This window comes from Streptomyces sp. AgN23 (assembly GCF_001598115.1).
Taxonomy (GTDB): domain Bacteria; phylum Actinomycetota; class Actinomycetes; order Streptomycetales; family Streptomycetaceae; genus Streptomyces; species Streptomyces antimycoticus.
In genome coordinates this window covers 3,731,824-3,751,937 of the sequence record NZ_CP007153.1, presented here as the reverse complement: position 1 = coordinate 3,751,937, position 20,114 = coordinate 3,731,824, and the positions used below count along the sequence as shown (strand labels likewise).

At 71.7% G+C, this 20,114-nt stretch carries 21 protein-coding genes; 4 read left to right on the top strand and 17 right to left on the bottom strand.

Features of this window, described 5'->3' with window-relative positions; genetic code table 11:
• Positions 1-448 precede the first annotated feature (448 nt).
• Positions 449-1,552, top strand: a complete 1,104-nt coding sequence (locus AS97_RS16565; protein ID WP_086707403.1) for a helix-turn-helix domain-containing protein — start codon at positions 449-451, stop codon at positions 1,550-1,552.
• Between the two features lie 42 nt (positions 1,553-1,594).
• Here AS97_RS16565 and AS97_RS16560 read toward each other — a convergent pair whose 3' ends face one another.
• Positions 1,595-2,254, bottom strand: coding sequence for a response regulator transcription factor (locus tag AS97_RS16560; RefSeq protein ID WP_059146315.1), 660 nt, complete (start codon positions 2,252-2,254; stop codon positions 1,595-1,597).
• A complete protein-coding gene (locus tag AS97_RS16555; protein WP_210565202.1) occupies positions 2,254-3,447 on the bottom strand; it encodes a histidine kinase in 1,194 nt (397 codons plus the stop codon). The genes AS97_RS16560 and AS97_RS16555 overlap by 1 nt, the downstream gene beginning before the upstream one ends.
• A gap of 209 nt (positions 3,448-3,656) precedes the next feature.
• On the opposite strand from AS97_RS16555, the gene AS97_RS16550 reads away from it, so the two are divergent.
• A complete protein-coding gene (locus AS97_RS16550; RefSeq protein ID WP_210565201.1) occupies positions 3,657-4,241 on the top strand; it encodes a DUF308 domain-containing protein in 585 nt (194 codons plus the stop codon).
• Here the strand turns inward: AS97_RS16550 and AS97_RS16545 are convergent.
• Positions 4,213-4,449: an amino acid permease C-terminal domain-containing protein gene (locus AS97_RS16545; protein ID WP_210565200.1), complete on the bottom strand. Its 237-nt coding sequence runs from the start codon at positions 4,447-4,449 to the stop codon at positions 4,213-4,215. The two genes, AS97_RS16550 and AS97_RS16545, sit on opposite strands and share 29 nt — an antisense overlap.
• A 38-nt stretch (positions 4,450-4,487) precedes the next feature.
• Between AS97_RS16545 and AS97_RS16540 the strand changes: the two genes are divergently transcribed.
• A complete protein-coding gene (locus tag AS97_RS16540) occupies positions 4,488-4,667 on the top strand; it encodes a hypothetical protein (RefSeq protein ID WP_210565199.1) in 180 nt (59 codons plus the stop codon).
• Between the two features lie 8 nt (positions 4,668-4,675).
• Here AS97_RS16540 and AS97_RS16535 read toward each other — a convergent pair whose 3' ends face one another.
• The 10 genes from AS97_RS16535 to AS97_RS16490 all read right to left on the bottom strand — a co-directional run bounded on the left by AS97_RS16535 (position 4,676) and on the right by AS97_RS16490 (position 15,254).
• Complete coding sequence (locus AS97_RS16535) at positions 4,676-5,614, bottom strand: carbohydrate ABC transporter permease (protein WP_247204392.1); 939 nt, start codon at positions 5,612-5,614, stop codon at positions 4,676-4,678.
• Positions 5,614-6,552 carry a sugar ABC transporter permease gene (locus AS97_RS16530; protein WP_086707392.1) on the bottom strand — a complete coding sequence of 313 codons (939 nt, stop codon included), beginning with the start codon at positions 6,550-6,552 and terminating at the stop codon, positions 5,614-5,616. Before AS97_RS16530 ends, AS97_RS16535 begins: the two co-directional genes overlap by 1 nt.
• Complete coding sequence (locus AS97_RS16525) at positions 6,552-7,817, bottom strand: sugar ABC transporter substrate-binding protein (RefSeq protein WP_185929927.1); 1,266 nt, start codon at positions 7,815-7,817, stop codon at positions 6,552-6,554. The genes AS97_RS16530 and AS97_RS16525 overlap by 1 nt, the downstream gene beginning before the upstream one ends.
• A 101-nt stretch (positions 7,818-7,918) precedes the next feature.
• Positions 7,919-9,130 (bottom strand): 3-oxoadipate enol-lactonase, encoded by a 1,212-nt coding sequence (pcaD, locus tag AS97_RS16520; protein ID WP_210565198.1) that lies wholly within the window; start codon positions 9,128-9,130, stop codon positions 7,919-7,921.
• 421 nt (positions 9,131-9,551) lie between these two features.
• Entirely contained in the window at positions 9,552-10,832 is a 1,281-nt protein-coding gene (gene pcaB, locus AS97_RS16515) for a 3-carboxy-cis,cis-muconate cycloisomerase (RefSeq protein ID WP_210565197.1), read from the bottom strand.
• 25 nt (positions 10,833-10,857) lie between these two features.
• Positions 10,858-11,502, bottom strand: a complete 645-nt coding sequence (gene pcaG, locus AS97_RS16510; protein ID WP_210565196.1) for a protocatechuate 3,4-dioxygenase subunit alpha — start codon at positions 11,500-11,502, stop codon at positions 10,858-10,860.
• Entirely contained in the window at positions 11,502-12,269 is a 768-nt protein-coding gene (gene pcaH / locus AS97_RS16505) for a protocatechuate 3,4-dioxygenase subunit beta (protein WP_059146306.1), read from the bottom strand. The genes pcaG and pcaH overlap by 1 nt, the downstream gene beginning before the upstream one ends.
• A 59-nt stretch (positions 12,270-12,328) precedes the next feature.
• Positions 12,329-13,531, bottom strand: a complete 1,203-nt coding sequence (locus AS97_RS16500) for a thiolase family protein (RefSeq protein WP_210565195.1) — start codon at positions 13,529-13,531, stop codon at positions 12,329-12,331.
• Entirely contained in the window at positions 13,528-14,409 is an 882-nt protein-coding gene (locus tag AS97_RS16495) for a CoA-transferase (RefSeq protein ID WP_346159109.1), read from the bottom strand. Before AS97_RS16495 ends, AS97_RS16500 begins: the two co-directional genes overlap by 4 nt.
• A gap of 20 nt (positions 14,410-14,429) precedes the next feature.
• A complete protein-coding gene (locus tag AS97_RS16490; protein WP_059146303.1) occupies positions 14,430-15,254 on the bottom strand; it encodes a CoA-transferase in 825 nt (274 codons plus the stop codon).
• Between the two features lie 248 nt (positions 15,255-15,502).
• On the opposite strand from AS97_RS16490, the gene AS97_RS16485 reads away from it, so the two are divergent.
• Positions 15,503-15,943, top strand: a complete 441-nt coding sequence (locus AS97_RS16485; RefSeq protein WP_059146302.1) for a MarR family transcriptional regulator — start codon at positions 15,503-15,505, stop codon at positions 15,941-15,943.
• A 159-nt stretch (positions 15,944-16,102) separates the two neighbouring features.
• On the opposite strand, the gene AS97_RS16480 is transcribed toward AS97_RS16485, so the two are convergent.
• From AS97_RS16480 to AS97_RS16465, 4 genes are all read right to left on the bottom strand, one after another.
• On the bottom strand, positions 16,103-16,900 hold the full coding sequence (locus AS97_RS16480) for a putative protein N(5)-glutamine methyltransferase (RefSeq protein ID WP_086711443.1): 798 nt from the start codon (positions 16,898-16,900) through the stop codon (positions 16,103-16,105).
• Positions 16,901-17,131: 231 nt separating this feature from the next.
• On the bottom strand, positions 17,132-18,064 hold the full coding sequence (locus tag AS97_RS16475; RefSeq protein ID WP_210565193.1) for an oxidoreductase: 933 nt from the start codon (positions 18,062-18,064) through the stop codon (positions 17,132-17,134).
• A 58-nt stretch (positions 18,065-18,122) separates the two neighbouring features.
• Positions 18,123-18,338: a hypothetical protein gene (locus AS97_RS16470; protein WP_079059565.1), complete on the bottom strand. Its 216-nt coding sequence runs from the start codon at positions 18,336-18,338 to the stop codon at positions 18,123-18,125.
• A 414-nt stretch (positions 18,339-18,752) separates the two neighbouring features.
• The gene (locus tag AS97_RS16465) at positions 18,753-19,796 is read right to left on the bottom strand and encodes a LacI family DNA-binding transcriptional regulator (protein ID WP_210565192.1); all 1,044 of its coding nucleotides are present in this window, start codon (positions 19,794-19,796) and stop codon (positions 18,753-18,755) included.
• Between the last annotated feature and the right edge of the window lie 318 nt (positions 19,797-20,114).

Below are 20,114 nucleotides of genomic sequence, written 5' to 3'. Positions count from 1 at the left end.
GCGGCGGGACCGGCGCGGGGGCGGGTCGGCCGTCACCGACGTCCCCGCACAGCGCAGCGTCTCCGCACAGCGCAGCGTCATCGCGGGCGCGGGACTTAAATGGGGCGGCACCTGTGCGGAGGTGCCGCCCCCTCTCACTCCCCCCACGGGAGCTGTTGCCGCGCGCATCGGCTACGTGCGGCAACACAAGTGCCCAGTCGCCGTAACGTACTCGTCACCCCCCACGGGAACGAGCAAACTGGCTCTGAGCACCGCCTGTTGAATTCCGGACGGCCCCTGGAAGTGTTTACCGGCGGCCCCCGGTTTTCCTGGGGAACAGCTTTCCTCTTCCGGCGTCCGCGCCGCTCCCCGTTTCACATCTGGCCAAAAGGGCGTGGTGACTGACCGTGCCAGCGTGCATACTCATCGGTGATCGGGGGGCGGTCGTCATGTCACGTGTGGGGGTCTGGTGCTCCGTGTTCATTTCAGTGAACTCGATCTGGCCCGGCTGCGGATGGCGGTCCGACCGGACGCGCTCTGGGAAACCGTTTTAAGTTTCCATCGGCTGCGGGAGAACCGGGCGGAGTCCGTATACGGGAAATGGCGTTCGGAGGCGCGAAACCGACTCAACGGCGAAGCGCGGCTGCTCGCGCCGCTCATTCCCTTGCGCGGCTATTTCCCGGACTTCCTGACCCCCGCCGAAGGGGTAATCGGTTGCGACGCCGCGATGTCCGCGCTGCGCGCCACCCCGGGGGAGCGGCTGAACGCGGAGCTCGCCGGGCTTCCGGCGGCCCGGGCGCTTCCGGGGTGGATACGGGATCTGGGGGAGGGCGAGCGAAAGCCGCTGGACCGGCTGATCCGCACGCTACGCACTTACCACCAGGCCGCCGTCGCGCCGTACTGGCCTCATATACAGGCCCGGATCGAGGCCGACCGGGTGGCCCGGGGCCGTGCCCTGCTGGACGGGGGCGCCGATGGGCTGCTGGCCTCGCTGCCGGCGACGATGCGGTGGCGGGCGCCCGTGCTGGAGGTCGACTATCCGGTGGACCGCGATCTGCGGTTGCGCGGGCGGGGGTTGCTGCTGCTGCCGTCGTTCTTCTGCCGGGGGGCGCCGGTGACGTTCCGGAACCCGGATCTGACGCCCGTACTGGTCTATCCCGTCGAACACGCCCCGTGCGGACTTCCGCTCCGCCCCGGGCAGCGGCCCGCCCTCGCGCCGGGGGCCGGGGCCGGGGCGGCATCCGCGTCCGGGGTCGGGTCCGCCCGGACGCTCGGCAAGCTGGTCGGGCAGACCCGTTCGGCGGTGCTGCTGGAAGTCGGCGGCGGCTGTACGACCAGTGAACTCGCCCGCAGGGTGGGCGTATCGCTGGCCTCGGCCAGTCAGCACGCCAGTGTGCTGCGCGAGGCGGGCCTGGTGCACACCCTGCGCCAGGGCAGCGCCGTTCTGCACACGCTGACGCCCCTGGGTGCGGCGCTGCTGCGCGGCGGGGCACCCGGAGAGCGCGTCTTCGGCTCACCGGCGCAGCTCCCGCCGGTCGCCACGAGCGGGCGGGGGCCGTCCGGGCGCGGATGAGGCGTTTCGGCCCGGCCGTACTGTGGGTTCCGCTCGACGGGCTCAGGGATAGAGGCCGGCCCGGAAGGTGAACGAGACGAGTTGCGCCCGATCACGTGCGCCGACCTTCGTCATGGCCCGCACCGCATGCGTCTTCACGGTGAACGGCGAGACGGACATCTGGGCCGCGATCTCGTCGTTGCCGAGACCGCTTGCGACGAGAACGACCACGTCCCGCTCCCTGGGGGTCAGAGCGTCGAAGCGTCGCAGCAGTTCCCGGTCGATCACCGGGGGCGGGCTGTCGGTCATATGACCGATGAGCGCGGCCGTCGCGGCGGCCGACAGCGCACCGCCACCGCGGACGACCTCACTGATTCCGGCGACGAGTTCGGCAGGGCTCACGGTCTTGCTCAGGAAGCCGTTGGCGCCCGCGCGAAGGGCGGCGAGAACGATGTCGTCCTGGTCGAAAGTGGTCAGCACGATCACCCGCAGCTCTTCGGGCGCATGCTCTTCGCGGATCCGGCGGGTGGCTTCGACGCCGTCGATGCCGGGCATCCGGATGTCCATCAAGACCAGGTCGACGGGGTGGTCCCGGAGGAAGGGGACGACCTGGAGTCCATCGGAGAGATCACCCGCGACAACCAGACCCGGGTCGAGCGCAAGCATCGTTCGGATGCCGGCCCTCATGTCGTCCTGGTCGTCGACGATCAGAATCCGGGTCATCAGACGACGGCTCCCAGGGGGCTGAACTCCGCGTGGACCCGGAATCGTCCGTCGTCGCTGTCGATCGTCAGTCGCCCGCTTGAGGACTCGACGCGCTCGCGCATCCCGACGAGCCCGAGTCCGCTGCCGGAGCCGCTGCCGGAGCCGGAGCCGCGGAGTGGATGACCGACACGATTCTCCACGGTGACGCAGATCCTGCCCTCGCGCTCGCGCACCTCCACCGTCGCCGTCCCCTCCCCATGCCGGTAGGCATTGGTCAGTGCTTCTTGAACGACCCGGTAGACCGTCACGCCGACGCTGGGCTCCACGAAACCGGCGGGGATGTCGATGGAGGGCTGGACGTCGAGGCCGATGCTCTCGAAAGAGGCGATCAGCCCTTCGAGGCCGCTCAGCGACGGAGTCGGCCGGAGCGCCTCGCCGTCGGAAGTGTCGTCGCCGACGCGGAGGAGTGCGAGGATCCGTTGCGTCTCGACGACGACGGTGCGAGCGCTGGACCTGGCCGAGACGAGGGCCTGCCGGGACGATTCGGCGTCCTCGGGCAGCCCGATTTCCGCGGCACCGAGATGCAGGCTCAGCATCGCCACTTGGTGGCCGATGACATCGTGGAGGTCTCGTGCGATGCGGAGTCGTTCTTCGGTCACTCGTCGAGTGGCTTCGATCTCGCGGGTGGCGATGGCGCTTTCGGCCCGCTCCTCCAAGATCCACCAGTGGTCCCGATGGATGCGGAGCGCGGCTCCTGTCGCACCTCCCGCTATGGCCGAGAAGAGGGCGGCGGCTCCCACGATCGCGCCGCCACGAAATCCTCCCAAGGTCATGAAGGCTCCCAGGAAGAACGCCGCCACGATGCCGGTTCCGGCCAGCGGCTGTTTTCCCCTGAGCGTGACCGAGAACAGCACCAGCACGGCCATCATCCACACCGACAGGGGGTCGTGGCCCACCGCTGTGACGGCGAAGGACGCCGCGCTCGTCACGACCAGCCCTGCCCACGGCTGCCACCATGAGAGGGCGACACCGCCACCGGCGAGAAGGACGGAGAGGGCCGTCGGCCCATCCGAGCCCCTCAGGACCACTGCCACGATCTGACCGCTGAACACCAGCGCGGCCACCGCGTAGGCGGCTCGGTGCAGCGCCTCGGGGCGGCGGACCCACAGTGGGGCCGCGGGCCCGTCCGGACTGTTCTGCGCCTTGACCATGCCCCGATTCTCGTTCACGTGTGCCGCGGCCGTGTACTTCGAACGTTGTAGACGGCGAACCTGATTCCGCCGGTGGGGACGGCAGAACTCATTCGATCGAAGCGGATGGCAGAACTACTTCGATCGAAGTACATCGCGCCTGCCGAGACCGCTGAGACTCCTCAGCGAGGCGACCGTCTCACATCATCACGATCACAACGGGACACCCGATGACTCACACCACCGTAACTCCGGCCACGACCACCACGGCGCCCTCCGGGCCCGGGCTCCGCTCGCTCTACCTGATCCGCGTCGCCTTCTCCCTGATCTGGGTGGCACTCGTCCTCGCGACCTCCGCCTCGCTCGTGTCGAGGGACAGGCCCACAGTGATCGCGGCCGTGCTGCTCGTCGTCTATCCCCTGTGGGACGTCATCGCCACGCTCCTCGAGCGGCGGATGGCCGCCACCGGCGCCACGAACCGCGTCAGTACGATCAACATGGCTCTCGGCCTCGCCACCACCGCCGGAATGGTCATCGCCGTCTTCTCCACCATCGGGACGGCCCTTCTCGTGTTCGGCGTCTGGGCCCTCCTTTCCGGAGCGATCCAGCTCGTCGTGGCGATCCGGCGCCGGCGCACCGTCGGCGCCCAGTGGCCCATGGTCATCAGCGGCGGACAGTCCGTCCTCGCCGGTGCCACCGTCGCCGCCACGTCCGCCTCGGCGACGAGCAGCCTGTCCACCGTCGCCGGATACTCGGCCTTCGGCGCCTTCTGGTTCCTCGTCTCCGTCATCGCCCTGAGCGTCCGCCGCGGCTAGCCCTTCGGCCCTCGGCCATCGCGTGGTCCTCCGCCGTCCCCGGTGTGGCCCCCGCGGCGAGTTCACCCGTGGCCACCTTGCTGTGCCGACGGCCCCAGCACAGGTGGATCAGCAGTCCGGCGGCCATCGGGCCCAGGAACCGGGCCCAGGTGATCAGCGGCAGATTGCCCACCAGCAGCAGGCACAGCAGCACCGCGACGGCGGGCACGACCGGCACCCACGGGGTGCGGACGCGTCATCACGACCGTGGCCGGCCCGCAGATCGCGCCGATGCCCACGATCCGCACCGCCCAGTCCGCGCCCGCCGCCGCGCTGGCCGCCGCCCGCGATCCGGCCGCTGCCGCGGCCGCCAGCTCGCATCTGTCCCAGACCGAGGTCTGGCTGCGGCGGTACGGCCCGCCGCCGGACGCCGGCCCGGCCCGCTGATCAGCGTCTCAGTCGTCGATGCCGCTGCGCTCGACACCCGCGACGATATGGCGCTGGAGCACGAGGAAGACCACCAGCAGCGGCACGATCGACACCGCCGCCGCCACGAACAGCTCATGGATGTTGACGGTCTGGGCGGTGGTGAACGTCGACAGCGCCACCTGCACCGTCCACGCGTCCCGGTCCTGTCCGATGACCAGCGGCCACAGGAAGGAGTTCCAGGCGCCGATGAAGACGATCGTGCCGACCGCCGCGAAGACCGGCCGGGAGTTCGGCACCACGACCCGCCAGTACGTACGCCAGTAGCCGAGCCCGTCCACCCGCGCCGCGTCCTCCAGCTCCCTCGGGAAGCCCAGGAAGTACTGGCGGAAGATGAACGCCGCGACCGCGCTGAACAGCGTCGGCACCACCAGGCCGCGCAGGGTGGACACCCAGCCGAGCGAGCTGACCAGCACAAAGCTGGGCACGAAGGTGACCGCCGCCGGGACCATCAAGGTGCCCAGGATCCAGTAGAAGACCACATTGGCGTAGGCGTACGGGATGCGGGCCAGGCCGTATCCGGCGAGCGAGGCCAGCAGCAGGGTGCCCACGGTGGTGAGTACCGCGATCAGCGAGGAGTTGAGCAGCGCGTGCGCCATCGGCACATTGGGGTCGTCGAACAACTCGCGGACGTTGGACCAGTGCAGCTCACCGGGGAAGAACGTCCACTCCGGCGAGGTGATGTCCGCCTCGCTCGACAGCCCGTTGCGCACCAGGAGGTAGAACGGGATCAGGAAGAGCAGCGCGAGCGCGAGCAGCAGCACCAGCCGCACGGCGCGCCCCACGCCGACGAGGGCGTCCCGGGCATCGCGCGTGTTGGCGGGGACGCGCGGGCGCGTGCTCGGGGGATCGCTTGGGCGAGTGCCGCCCGGGAGAGCGCTCGGGGAAGCGCTACGGGGAGTGCGCATCAGTCCTCCTTCCGGCCCAGGCCGAACCAGCGGGCCTGCACCACCGTCACCACGGCGATGATCAGCGCCAGGATCACCGCACCCGCACTGCCCAGGCCCAGGTTCTGCCCCTGGCCCAGCGCCGTGTAGTAGAGGTAGACCAGCGGCGGACGGGCGTACGGCGGGTAGCCGCGCGAGTCGGACAGCAGGTTGTAGAACTCGTCGAACGCCTGGAACGCGTTGATCACCAGCAGCAGCACCACCGCGACCGAGGTCGCCCGCAGTTGCGGAAAGGTGATGTGCCGGAACACCTGCCACCCCGGCCGTGCCCCGTCCACGGCCGCCGCCTCGTAGAGCCGAGGCGAGATGCGCTGCAGCCCGGCCAGGAACAGCACCATGTAGAACCCCGCCTGCAGCCACAGCCGTACGGTCACGATGACCAGCCAGTACCAGGGCGGATCGGTGGTCGACAGCCAGGCGATCTGATCGGCGCCGAACCAGTCCAGCACGGTGTTGGCCAGCCCGAAGCGCACCCCGTTGAAGATCGACATCTTCCAGATCAGCGCCGCCACCACATACGAGCACGCCACGGGCAGGAAGAACACCGACCGGAAGAACGCCTGCGCCCAGCGCAGCCGGTTCACCATCAGCGCGAGCGCGAGCGAGAGCACATAGGTCGCCGGGACGATGAACGCCGTGAAGACCAGGAAGGTCACCAGGCTGCCGGTGAACGCGTCGTCGCCCAGCATCGCCGTGTAGTTGTCGAAGCCGACGAAGTCCGTGGGCGAGACGGTGTTGTGCGCGTCGAAAAAGCTGAGATACACGCTCCAGGCCAGCGGGACATAGGTGAAGAGGGTCAGCCCCAGGACAAAGGGGCCGACGAATATCCAGAACCACAGATGGCGGTTCTGCGGGCCCAGCAGCTTGCGGGTCGGTGTGGTGGTCAGCGGCCCCCGCATCAGTTCTTCTTCCGCACGCGCCGCAGCTCGGCCTCGGTCTTGCGGACCACCGACCGCAGCTCGCCGTCCGGGTCGGCGCCGCCCTTGATGATCCGGCTCAGCGCGTCCTGGTACGCCGTCCTGCTCGCCGAGGTCCACAGCAGCGGCTCGGCATGGCCGTGGTCGGTGGCGTAGCGCACCGCCTCACCGGCCGCGCCCTGCCGCAGCTTGGCCGCCTTCGTGGCCAGCGAGATCCGGGCGGGGATGTGGAAGCCGTAGCGGAGCGCGAAGTCCTCCTGGTAGTCGGTCCGCTCCACCCACAGCCACTTCACATACGCCTTCGCCACCGCCTTGTGCCGGGAGCGGGCGCTGACCGCCGCCCCGTACGCGCCGACCGGCACCGCCGGCGCGCCGTGCGCTCCGTCCTGCGGGAACGGCAGCACCCCGAAGTCGTCCCCCAGCGCCTTCTTCACCTGCGGCAGCGCCCACAGCCCGGACCACTGCATGGCGGTGAGCCCCTGGGTGAACGCGGCCGGATCCGACCAGTCGGAGGGCGCCCCGAGCAGCAGCGACTTCTCGGCGTAGAGGTGACGCAGCTTGCCGAGCGTCCGGGCGGCGGCCGGGTCGTCGAAGCCGACCTTGCCGTCCTCGGTGACCAACGTGAGCCCGGCGGCGTTGAGCGGGGTGCCGCCGAGGACGCCGGGGCCGCCGTCATTGCCCAGGAAGAGCCCCTTGACGTCCCTGGTGGTGAGCTTCTTCGCCGCGTCGATCAGCGCGTCGAGGGAGCGCGGCGGCTCCACTCCGGCGTCCTCCAGCATGCTCTTGCGGTAGTAGAGCAACTGGGTGTCGATGACCTGCGGAATGGCCCAGATCTTGCCCTGATACGTCTTCGGGGCGAGTACGGCCGGGTTGAAGTCGTCCTTGGCCTCGCTGAGGAGATCGGTGAGGTCGGCCACCTGACCGCCCTGGATCTGGTCCAGCGTCGGGCCGTTGACCTCGAAGACATCCGGGCCGGACTTCGTGAGCAGCGCGGCGGCGGTCTGCTGGTCGTAGGCGCCCGGCCGCCACTGCACCTGGACGTTGGCCTGGTCGAACGCGTCGGCGTAGCGCCTGACGGCCTGTTCGGTGCCGGGCTCGCCGTACTGGTGGTACCACTGCTCGATCACGGGCTGGCCGGCGTGGTCATCGCCGTCCCGCCCGGTGTTCGACCCACAGGCGGAGGCCAGCGCCCCCGTCAGGGCCAGCCCTCCGCCCGCACCCAGCAGCCTTCGGCGGCTCATGGACATTGGCGTGCGCCCCCTCGTCTCCCGGTCTCCGTTCCCGGTCTCCGTACGACCCAACGATCAACGATGGAGGCGGATTACGACAGAGGTATTGCGAAGGGATGTCACTTTTCGGTATCGGAATGTGACGCTGAGTCGACGTGGGGTGTGGCATCGATCTCGTCGAAGATGCGCTGGGCGGTGGCGAAGGCCGAGTTGGCCGCCGGGACACCGCAGTAGATCGCCGACTGCAGCAGCACCTCGCCGATCTCCTCCCGGGTCAGCCCGTTGGCGAGCGCGGCCCGGATGTGCATGGCCAGCTCGGCGTCGTGTCCGTGGGCGATCAGCGCGGTGAGGGTGATACAGCTCCGGGTCCGCCGGTCCAGACCGTCACCGGTCCAGATCTCGCCCCATGCGTAGCGGGTGATGAAGTCCTGGAAGCGGGCGGTGAACGGGGTCGTCCGGGCCACCGCGCGATCTACATGCGCGTCCCCGAGGACGGCCCGGCGCACCGCCATCCCGGCGGCGTGGCGGGAAGCGTCGTCACCCGGCCGCGCCGGCGCTGTGCCGGAGAGGTGGGCGAGCAGCGCGGCCGTGACCGCCTCCGGGCGCTCCACCCCCGCCAGATGGGCCGCCCCGGCGATCTCCAGCAGACTCGCGCCGGGCACCGCGTCCGCGATCCGGCGGGCGTGTGCGGGCGGGGTCGCGGGGTCGTCGCGACCGGCCACGACGAGGGTGGGCGCCATGATCCTCTCCAGGTCGGCCGTCATGTCGTACGAGGCGAGAACGTCGCAGCAGGCGGCGTAGCCCGCGCGGTCCGTGGCGCGCAGATCCTCGATCAGCGCGGCGCCTGCGGGCGATTGGGCGAAGCCGTGCGAGAACCACGTGCCCGGACGGCTCGCCACCATCGCCTCCGTCCCCTCGGCCCGTACCAGCGCGGCCCGCTCACGCCAGACGGCGGGGTCCCCGAAGCGGGCCGAGGAGCAGACGACGGACAGGCAGCCGACCCGGTCGGGGTGGTGGGCGGCGAGGTGCAGCCCGACCGCGCCGCCGATCGAGATGCCCGCGTACGCGAACCGTTCCCACCCCTGTTCGTCGGCGAGGCGCAGCACGAGGGCGGCGAGCGCGTCGATGGTGGCCGAGCCGTCGGAGGGCAGCAGCGCGGCGGGGGAGCGGCCGTGGCCGGGCAGATCCCAGCGCAGGACGCGGTGCTCGCGGGCGAGCGCGGGGAGCTGGGGCTCCCAGACGGCGAGGGAAGTGCCGATGGAGGGGCCGAGGACGAGGGGTGGGGCGGTGGGAGGGCCGGTGAGGTCGTGGTGCGGACGGTCGTCGGTCACTGGGGTGCTCCGGTGGGTGGGGGTGCGTGGGCGGTTGCGGCGGGTTGTCCTTGCGGCGGGTTGTCCTCCCCCACCCCACCCCGCCCCTTCCCGTAACCAACCATGGGCTCCGCCCCCGGACTCCGGGGCTTTGCTGCCTGGGTGCGGGCCGGTGGGTGGGTTGTGCCCACCCGTTCCGCCCCGCGGAACGATTGCCCACAACCGGGTGCACATCCAGCCCCTCCGGCGTTCAAGGGCATCTTCCAGCCCCTGCGGGCGTTTGAGGGCATCTTCCGGCCCCTCCGGCGTTTGAGGGCATCTATCCAGCCCCTCCGGCGTTTGAGGAGCGGGGGGCTGGGGGCGGAGCCCCCGGAGCGGGGGCTGGGGGCGCGGTCCCCAGTTTCGGGAAGGGGCGGGGTGGGGGACTTGCCGCCCGGCTACGTTACGCATCGCGCCCCAGCGCCCGGTCGACCAGCGCCGCGGCCGCACCCACATACGTGCCCGGGTCCATCAGCTCACGCAGACGGCCCGGCGGCAGCGCACCCGCCAGCGCCTCCGCCAGCCCCCCACCCTCCGCCGCGACCCGCCGCGACGCCTCCGTCAGCAGTTCCTTCGCACGGGCGCGACCGACCACCTCCGCCAGCTCGGCCGCGATCCGCTCGCTCACGATCAGACCGCCCGTCAGCCGCAGATGATCGGCCATCCGCTCGGGAAACACCTTCAGACCGGACGTCAGCTCCACCGCGTCCCGGGCGGAGCCCCCCGCGAGCCGCAACAGCTCCCGTAGCGGCTGCCACTCGGCGTGCCAGGCACCGCCCGGCCGTTCGTCCTCCGCGGCCAGCGAGCCCAGCAGGGTCGCGGCGAGCCCCGGGGCCTGACGGGCGGCGGCGGCCATCAGCGTGGCGCGCACGGGGTTCGACTTATGCGGCATCGCGGACGATCCGCCACCCGCCCCCTCGGCCGCCTCGCCGATCTCCGTCCGCGAGAGCACCAGCACATCCGCCGCCACCTTCCCCAGCGCCCCCACGGTGAAGGCGAGCGCCGAGCCCAGGTCGGCGACGGGGGTGCGCAGGGTGTGCCACGGCAGATCGGGCTCGGCCAGCCCGGTCGCCTCGGCGAACCGTGCCAGCAGCCCGACCCCCACCCCGAAAGCCGCCAACGTGCCTGCCGCACCGCCCAGTTGAGCGGGCGGCCGCAGCGCCGCGAGCCGGTCACGGGCGTCCAGGACGAGCGCCCGCCAGCCCGCCGCCTTCAGCCCGAAGGTGGTGGGCACGGCGTGCTGGGTGAGAGTGCGGCCGGGCATCGGGGTGTCGCGATGCGCGGCGGCGAGCCGGGCCAGCTCCGCCGCCGTACGGTCCAGATCGGCCACGATCAGCGGCAGCGCACGGGCGGCCACCAGCATCATGGCCGTGTCCACGATGTCCTGGCTGGTCGCGCCCCGGTGGACATACGGCGCGGCCTCGCCGTCCGCATGGGCCACCGCCGCCGTGAGATCGGCGACCAGCGGAATGACCGGGTTGCCCCCGGAGCGGGCGCGCAGCGCCAGATCGCGTACGTCGTACAGCTCGACGCGGGCCGCGCCCGCCACCGCCTCCGCCGCCCCGGCGGGTGCCACCACCCGCGCCAGCGCGGCCTCCGCGTCCAGCATGGCCTGCACAAACGCGGTGTCGCCCGTGGCGTCCTCCACCGCCGACCCGGCCCGCACCGGGGACAGCAGCCCCACGTCGTGACCGTCCGAAGGACGTGAACTACCGGAACTCAAGAAAGACCGTCTCCCCTTCGCCCTGCAAGCGGATGTCGAAGCGATACGTCCCCGGCGGGGACCCCGCCGTCGCCACCAGCGTCTCGCGGCGCGCCGGATCCAGCGAGGCGAGCAGCGGGTCGGCGGCGTTGGCCTCGGCGTTCCCGGGGAAGTACACCCGGGTGAAGAGGTGGTGCAGCAGCCCCCGGGCGTGGACGCACACGCTGATGTACGGGGCGGCGGGCGCGGCCGGGCCGCCCGGCGGCAGCGTACGGGCCGTCCAGTGGCCGTCCGCGTCGGTGGCGATCCGGCCGAAGCCGGTGAAGTCCACGCCGTTGCGCCCGAGGAAACCGCCGGTCACCGGGTCCCGCCGCATGGACCCGCCCGCGCCGGCGAGCGAGCCGTCCGGGCCCGCCTGCCACAGCTCGATCAGCGCGTCCGGGACGGGGGCTCCCTCGCCGTCGTAGACGTAGCCGTGGAGCGTGAGGGCGCCGGGGTGGCCCGCGGGGGCCATCTCGCCGCCGTCGGGGAAGGGCAGGGCGTAGCCGTAGAAGGGGCCCACGGTGTGGGACGGGGTGGGCGCGAGCCTTTGCTCCGATGCATGCCCCTGCTCGGGCGCGAGCCCCTGTTCGGGTACGAGCCTCCCGGCCATCAGCGGCCCTCCTCGATCCACGTGGCGGACGGCCCGTCCAGCACGATGTCCCAGCGGTAGCCCAGCGACCACTCCGGCTGCGACAGCGCGTGGTCGTACGCCGCGACCAGCCGCCCCCGCGCCGCCGGGTCCGTCACCGACTGCAGGATCGGGTCGTAGACGAAGAGCGGATCGCCGGGGAAGTACATCTGGGTGACCAGGCGCTGGGTGAACGCCGAGCCGAAGACGGAGAAGTGCAGATGCGCGGGGCGCCACGCGTTCTCGTGGTTGCGCCACGGATAGGCGCCCGGCTTGATGGTGGTGAAGCGGTAGGAACCGTCGTCGTCGGTCAGCGTCCGCCCCACACCGGTGAAGTTGGGGTCGAGCGGCGCGGGGTGCTGATCGCGCAGATGGGCGTAGCGGCCCGACGCGTTGGCCTGCCACAGCTCGATGAGCTGGCCCCGGACGGGGCGGCCCCGACTGTCCAGGAGCCGTCCGGAGACGGTGATGCGCTCGCCGAGCGGTTCGCCCTGGTGCTGTGCCGTGAGGTCGTTGTCGATCGCGGTGATGTCGGTGTGGCCGAAGACGGGGGTGTGCAGCTCCACGGTCTCCGGGTCGCCGTGGACCGCGACCAGTGGCTGTTTGGGGTGGCGCAGCACACTGCTGCGGTACGGGGGGAAGTCGCGCGGTGGATGGTCGGCGGCGGGAGCCCCTTCGGCGCGCGCCGTGTCGTACGACTCCCGTATGTGCGCGAGTTCGCGGTCGATGTCGGACTGGGTGAGAGCCATGTCTGCCGTCAGCCTTACCTTTCAGCCGTTCCAGCCATTGCCGGTCTTGCCGTCCCGGATTACCTCTCCAGGACGAGGGCGAGGCCCTGTCCGACGCCGATGCACAAGGTGGCCAGGCCCGTTCCCGAGCCGCGGGCGGCGAGCTGATGGGCGACGGCCCCGGCGAGCCGGGCCCCGGAGGCGCCGAGCGGGTGGCCGATGGCGATGGCGCCGCCGCGCGGGTTGACGATCGCGGGGTCGAAGCCGGGGTCCTGGGCGGACCATTCGGCGAGGCAGCCCAGTACCTGCGCGGCGAACGCCTCGTTGAGTTCGAGCGTGGCCAGATCGGCGAAGGAGCGGCCCGCCTTGGCCAGGGCGCGGCGTACGGCCTCGACCGGTCCGAGCCCGAAGTACTGCGGCTCGATACCGGTGACGGCGGAGGCGCCGATCCGGGCCAGCGGCTCGCGCCCGGTGGCCTTCAGTCCCTCCTCGTCCACCAGCAGCAGCGCGGCTGCCCCGTCGTTGAGGGGCGAGGAGTTGCCCGCGGTGACGGTGCCGCCGGGCTTGCGGAAGGCGGGCTTGAGCTTGGCCAGGGCCTCCGGCGATGTGGTCTCGCGGATGCTTTCGTCGCGGACGAGGTCGCTGTCCGGATACGGCAGCACCTCGGCGTCGTACGCCCCGTCCTTCCACGCCCGCGCCGCCTTCTCATGGCTGCCGAACGCGAACGCGTCCTGCGCCTCGCGGGTGATGCCGTGCTTGTCGGCGATCAGTTCGGCGCCCTCGCCGAGGGCGACGGTCCACTCCGGCGGCATGTCCGGGTTGGTCATCCGCCAGCCGAGGGTCGTGGAGTACAGCTGCTGATGCCCGGTGGGGAAGGCGCGCTCGGGCTTGGGCAGTACCCAGGGGGCGCGGCTCATCGACTCCACCCCGCCGGCGAGGGCGATATGCGCGTCGCCGACCGCGATTGCGCGGGCGGCCTGCAGCACGGCCTCCAGGCCCGAGGCACAGAGCCGGTTGACGGTCGCACCGGGCACGGTGACGGGCAGCCCGGCCAGCAGCACGGCCATGCGGGCGACATCGCGGTTGTCCTCGCCCGCGCCGTTGGCGTTGCCGAAGTAGACGTCGTCGATGCGCGCCGGGTCCAGGGCGGGGGTGCGGGCGAGCAGCCCGCGCACCACATGGGCGGCCAGGTCGTCGGGGCGCACTCCGGCCAGCCCGCCGCCGTACTTGCCGACGGGGGTGCGGACGGCGTCGACGATATAGACGTCACGCAAGGTGGTCATCGGGTCTCCTTCCCGGGCTTTCCGGCGGCTGCGGGCTTTCCGGCGGCTGCGGGCTCTCCGGCGGCGGCGCCGGGCTTCCTGGCCGCTCCGGACTTTCCGGCTGCTCCGGATTCTCTGGCCGCTGCGGGCTTTCCGGCGGCCTTGAGGGCGCGCAGCGCCGCCAGCTCATGGGGGGTGGGCGGCTCGGTGGTGCCCACGGTGCCGGCGACGGTCAGCTCCCAGCCGGTGGCGGCCCGCACCCGCTCCACGGTGACGCCCGGGTGCAGCTCGGTCAGCACCAGTTCGGCGGTGGCCGGGTCGGGGCGCAGAACGCCCAGGTCGGTGATGACGGCGACGGGGCCCGCGCCCGGCATGCCGAGCTTCGTACGGTCGCCGGGGCCGCCGCCGTGGCCCATGGTGGTCACGAAGTCCAGCCGCTCCACGAAGTTGCGGGTGGAGTGGCGCAGCACCATCAGCACCTTGCGGCAGTTGGAGGCGATCTCGGGGGCGCCGCCCGCGCCGGGGAGGCGGCCCTCGGGCTTGTCCGGGCCGCGGTCCACGACGGTGGTGTTGATGTTGGCGTAGCGGTCGACCTGGGCGGCGCCGAGGAAGCCGACGTCGATCCGGCCGCCCTGGAGCCAGTAGTTGAACATCTCCGGCACCGGGACCACCGCGTCGGCCGTGTCGGCGAGCTCGCCGTCGCCGATGGACAGGGGGAGCCGGGTGGGCTTGGAGCCGATCGTGCCGGATTCGTAGATGAGGACGAGGCCGGGGTTGACGGTGGCGCGGGCGAGGTTGGCGGCGGTGCTGGGGAGCCCGATGCCGACGAAGCAGGTGGTGGCGTCGGCGAGCGCGCGGGCGGCGTTGACCTCCATCAGCTCGTCGGATGTGAAGTCCATCGTCCCTGCGGGGGTCGCGTTCATCGGGTGAGGGCTCCCTCGGTGGTGCGCACGTTCTCGTCGATCCACTTGGTGAACACCTCGCGGTCGCGGGCGATTGGATCCCATGCCTGGTAGAAGGCGTTGTCGCGGGTCGAGTACCCGGTGGCGTAGGAGGGGCGGGCACCGTCGGGGACCACGCACACCGCGTCGATCACCCAGGTCGGCAGGACGACTCCGCCCGGCCGTGGCGCCAGCTCCTCGACGATCTCCTCCACGGTCACCAGCACCCGGTTCGCCGCGAGGGCCGCCTCCTTCTGCACCCCGGTCAGCCCCCACATCTGCACATTGCCCGCGCGGTCGGCCTGCTGGGCGTGGATGACGGTGACGTCGGGGTTGAGGGCCGCGACGGCGGCCAGCTCCTCCCCGGTGAAGGGGCAGGTGACGGTGGAGACGGTGTCCGTACGGGTCGGGATGTCGCTGCCGCGATAGCCGCGCAACACGGCGAACGGCAGCTTGGAGGCACCGGCCACATAGCGGTTCGCCATGCCCGCGTGGCTGTGCTCGTCCAGCTCCAGCGGCCGCGGCCAGCCGTTCTCGACGGCGTCACGGAAGCGGTGCAGCGAGCCGACGCCGGGGTTGCCACCCCAGGAGAACACCAGCTTGCGGACGAGTCCGGCGCCGATGAGCTGGTCGTAGATGACGTCCGGAGTCATCCGGACGAGGGTCAGGTCGGTGATGCCCTGGCGGATGACCTCGTGCGCGGCGGCGTACGGGATCAGGTGGGTGAATCCCTCCATCGCGACGGTGTCCCCGTTGTGGACGAGGTCCGCCACGGCGTCCTGGAGGCTTCGGATGTCGGCCATCGTCACTCCGCGATCGGCAATGCTCAGTGTACTGACTAATGTGGTGTCGATTTCGCACGCTGCCATTGGCTGGTGCGCTCGTCAAGGGATTCTAAGGTGAATGTCGGCCTCTCGACATGGGGTCTTCCACAGGGCAGAATCACTCAGTGCACGGACTAATGAGTTCATCGAGCGAGCGGCGAGCGGCGAGCGGCGAGCGGCGAGCAGTGAGCAGTGAGCAGTGAGCAGTGGGGGCCGGGAGGCACGACATGGGCGGCGCGGTGGATCTGAACACGCACCCCGGGCATCTGGCCCGCCGCTTCCAGCAGGCGCACTCCCTGCTGTGGGGCGCGATGGTCTCCGAGGAGATCACCTCGCCGCAGTTCGCGGTGGTCAACGCGCTGATGGAGAAGCCGGAGATCGACCAGCGGACGCTGAGCGAACACGTCCACCTCGACCGCTCCACCATCGCCGACCTGGTCGCCCGGCTGGCCCGGCGCGGTCTGCTGGAGCGGGTGCGGGACCCGAACGACGGCCGCCGCAACGTCCTGCGGCTGACGGACGAGGGAGCCCGCGTCCATCGCAAGCTGGTCACGCGGACGGCCCGGATGAACCGGGTCTTCCTGTCCCCGCTGGACGAGACGGAGCGCGAGACGCTGCTGCGGCTGATCGCCCGGGTCACGGACGCGGCGGAGGAGCTGCGCGCGTAGGCGCCCTTGGGCGCCGATGGCCCGGGTACCGCTCGGGTCGTCCGCCGCCGGACCGGCCGGCGGCGTGGACCTGCCCGCCACGACCCGAGCGTCCCCGGGGAGAAGCCCGCGCCGCGCGGCGCGCACGGGTGGCGGGGGCGCCTGTGGTTTCCAAGGCCCCTATGGCCTGGTGCCGACGATGACCGTCGCGTCCAACTCGTCACACTCGGCCAGCCGCGGCTCCAGCCCGCCGTCCGCCACGATGGCCATGGCCGGAGGCGCCTGCCGGCCGCTCGCCTCGAACAGCAGTGAGCCGCCCGGGGCCAGCCATCGGCCCGCCTCGGCGGTCACCCGGCGCAGTACGTCGAGCCCGTCCGCGCCGCCGTCCAGCGCCACCCGGGCCTCATGGACCCGGGCCTCCGGGGGCAGCAGTTCGACCTCCTCGGTCGGCACATACGGGACGTTGGCGAGCAGGACATCGACGCGGCCGCGCAGCGCGGCGGGTAGCGGCTCGTAGAGATCGCCTTCGTACACCCTGCCGCCCACGGGCTCGACGTTGCGCCGCGCGCAGGCCACCGCGGCGGGGTCGATATCGGCCGCGTACAGCTCCACCTCGTCCAGGGTCGAGGCCAGCGCGGCGCCCAGCGCGCCCGAGCCGCAGCACAGATCGACCACGACGGCCCCGCGCCGGGCCAGCGCCTCGGCCTGATCGACCAGGAACTCGGTGCGTCGCCGTGGCACGAAGACCCCGGCGTCCACGGATATCCGAAGCCCCCGGAACTCCGCCCAGCCGAGCACATGCTCCAGCGGCAGCCCGGCGGCGCGCCGCTCCACCATGGCGCGGAGCCCGGCCGGGGTACGGGCCGTGGCGAGGATCAACCGCGCCTCGTCCTCGGCGAACACACACCCGGCGGCGCGGAGCCTGGAGACGACGGAGGGGAAGGTGATGAGTGAAGGTGAAGCTGATGAAGCCGACATGGGGCCTGGAAAGCCTTTCGGGAGGTCTCAGGGCGCTCCCGGCGGTCAGCTAGGCCGCGTATGTCGCGGCAACCGCACAGCCCTCAAGGGCGAGCACCCAGCCTGAACTGGCGTTGATGGGTCTCACCTCCTCGGTAGGCACTGGCGCGGCAACAGTACCCCAAAACGGGTCCGGGGGACCGGCCGCCCGCGGTGGCGGTGGCGGTGGCGGTGGCGGTGGCGGAAGAGACTTCAGCTCGCGAGCGCCTCGTACCGCACCCCGGTCAGCCGCTCGGACGCGGCCCACAGCCCACGCCCCGCCGTATCGCTGAGCGTCCACTTCGCGCGGGCCGAGCGGCCGGGGGAGCCGTGCCACAGCCCCTGGAGCGGCGGACCGAAGAAGTCGTCCTGGCGGACGTCCGGACCGGTGGCCGCGTACAGGGTGGGGAGTGCGCCCTGCTCCGGGCTCTGGGCGAAGTAGCGGTTGCCGATCTCCATGAAGCGCTGCTTCGCCCGGTGGCCCTCCATCTTCGGTGCGACGGACATGAGGTTGGTCGCGGCGTAGCCGGGGTGCGCGGCGGCCGCCACGAGGTGGGCGCCCGCCGCGCGCAGGCGGTGGGCCAGCTCATGGGTGAAGAGGAGGTTGGCGGACTTGGAGCGGGCGTAGGCGGCCCAACGGCGGTATCCGCGCTCCATGTTCAGGTCCCGCGGGTCGACGGTCCCCAGCAGGTGCACAAAGCTGGACACGGTGACCACCCGTGCCCCCGGCCCCGCCGCCAGCAGCTTGGGCAGCAGCAGTCCGGTCAGCGCGAAGTGCCCCAGGTGGTTGACGCCGAACTGCGTTTCGAAGCCATCGGCGGTTCTGCCGTGCGGAAGGGCCATCACACCCGCGTTGTTGATCAGCAGATCGAGCCGGTCGCCCTTGTGCCCGGCCGCGAAGGCCCGTACGGACGTCAGGTCGGCGAGATCGAGCGGCGCCACCTCCACCCGTGCACCCGGCGCCTGCGCCCGGATCCGCTGCGCGGCCTCGGCCCCGCGCGCCTCATTGCGGCAGGCGAGCACCACCCGCGCGCCGCGCCGTGCCAACTCCCGGGCGGTGACGAAGCCGAGCCCGCTGTTGGCGCCGGTCACGACGGCAGTGCGGCCGGTCTGATCGGGGATGTCGCTCGCGGTCCAGCCCTTCATCACGCGCTCCTTCGCGGTGCGTGTTACGCGCCGGTAGCCCCTGGTGTCCGGCGACAGCCTAAGGGCGGGCTCGCGAAGGTGCGAGCCGTGCGGAACGGCACTCGAACCACAGGTCCTTGCCGGTGGGCGTGGGAAGCGCCGCCCGGCGGTGGTAGACCCAGACGTCGAGGGAGCCGTCATCCGAACCCCCGGGCCCGCCGCTCCCGCAGCCGGCGAGCGCCGTCCCGGCCAGCAGCAGGGCCGTCGCGAGGGTGGACGCGAAGGGTGGAGCCACGCAGGGTGGGCCGTGACCTTGCCCTTGACCTTGACCTTCAGCTTGACCGAGGTATGCGCAGCCTGTGTCTTCCGGAAGTATCCCGATAATTCTTGGAAGCGGTTGCGTGGAAGGTATGGGGGTGCTGATGCGGTGTCAAGGGTTCTGGCGGCGGGTGGGGTCATTCCCCACCCCGCCCCTTCCCGAAGAGGGTCAAGCCCCTCGCCCCGTCGAGGCCGCACGGCCCGCCCGGCCGGTGGCTGAGCTCCCGAACGCCCTTCGGGCGTGTCCTCAATCGTCGGACGGGCTGGAAAATCCAGCCCGTCAGGGGGCACCTCCCAGCGGTAGCTGGGGGAGATTGAGGGCCGGTCCGGGGCGGAGCCCCGGCGGGGGTTGGGGGCCAGCCCTCGGTTCGGGAAGGGGCGAGGTGGGGGATCAGCCCGTGGCAGGCGGGGCCGTGCTGGAGCGGACAACCAACTGCGTGGCCAGCTCCACCCTCGGCGACTCGATCTCCTCCCCCCGTGCCTGCCGCAACACCGTACGGGCGGCCAACTTCCCCATGTCCGAAAGCGGTTGACGCACCGTCGTCAACGGCGGCGCCGACCACCGCACCTCGGGCAAGTCGTCGAAGCCGACAATGCTCACATCCTCCGGAACCCGCAGCCCCCGGCGCCGCAGAGCCTCGATCGCGCCCAGAGCCATCTGGTCGCTGGAGGCGAACACGGCGGTGGGCGGGGCATCGGCGTCCATGAGCTGAACGCAGCCGTGGAAACCGGACTCGTGGTAGAAGTCGCCCTGCACCACCAGCGCCGGATCGAACGGCACGCCCGCCGCCTCCAGCGCCGCACGGTGGCCGTCCAGCCGGGCACGGCTGCACAGCAGCCGCGGCGGACCGGCGATCAGGCCGATCCGGCGGTGGCCGAGGCTCAGCAGATGTTCGGTGGCGGCCATGCCGCCCGCCCAGTTGGTCGCCCCCACGGTGGGCGCGTCCAGCGCCGGGGAGCCGGCCGGGTCGACGACCACGATCGGCACGTTCAGCCGCCGCAGCTCCTCGTGGACCACCGGCTCCAGCACGGACGTCACCAGGATCACCCCGTCCGAGGCGCGGGCTCGCAGGTTCTTCAGCCACTGTCGGGCCGAGCCCGCGCGACCGTGGATCGCCGAGACCACCGTGCCCACCCCGTCCTGGTGGGCGACCTCCTCCACGCCGCGGATGATCTCCACCGCCCAGGGGCTGTCCAGGTCGTTGAAGACCAGGTCCACCAGGGCGGCGTGGTCGCCGGGCACGCGCTGGCGGCGGCGGTAGCCGTGGACCCGCAGCAGGTCCTCGACCCGGGCCCGGGTCGCGGGCGCGACATCCGAACGGCCGTTGACCACCCGGGAGACCGTGGGCACCGACACCCCGGCCTCCCGTGCGATGGCCGTGATCGTCACCTTGGGCCGGGCGCCGCCCTTGGTGCCCCTGCTCTCCGTAGACATTCCGCCTCCTTGGCTGACGGGAGCCACCCCCGCCTCTCATTTTCCGGGGCGCACCCTCGGAACCTTGCAGAAGTCTTCCGGAAAACCGGACCGGGCGTGAAGAGACGAGAGAGAAACGTCCCCATAAGTTCCTGAGCTTACGCAGCGCCACGCGGTCGGCCGGCTGAGGGCAGCCCATGCCTGGTCGTTGACCTGCTGCACCGGCCGTGCACCCTCGGCTGCCTGGCCGTTGGTCCCGCGCGGTCGGCTGGGTGCCGGGTCCGCGTGGTCGTTGGCGCCGCTCGGCCGGTTGGGCGCCGTGGTCCGCTTGGCCGTTGG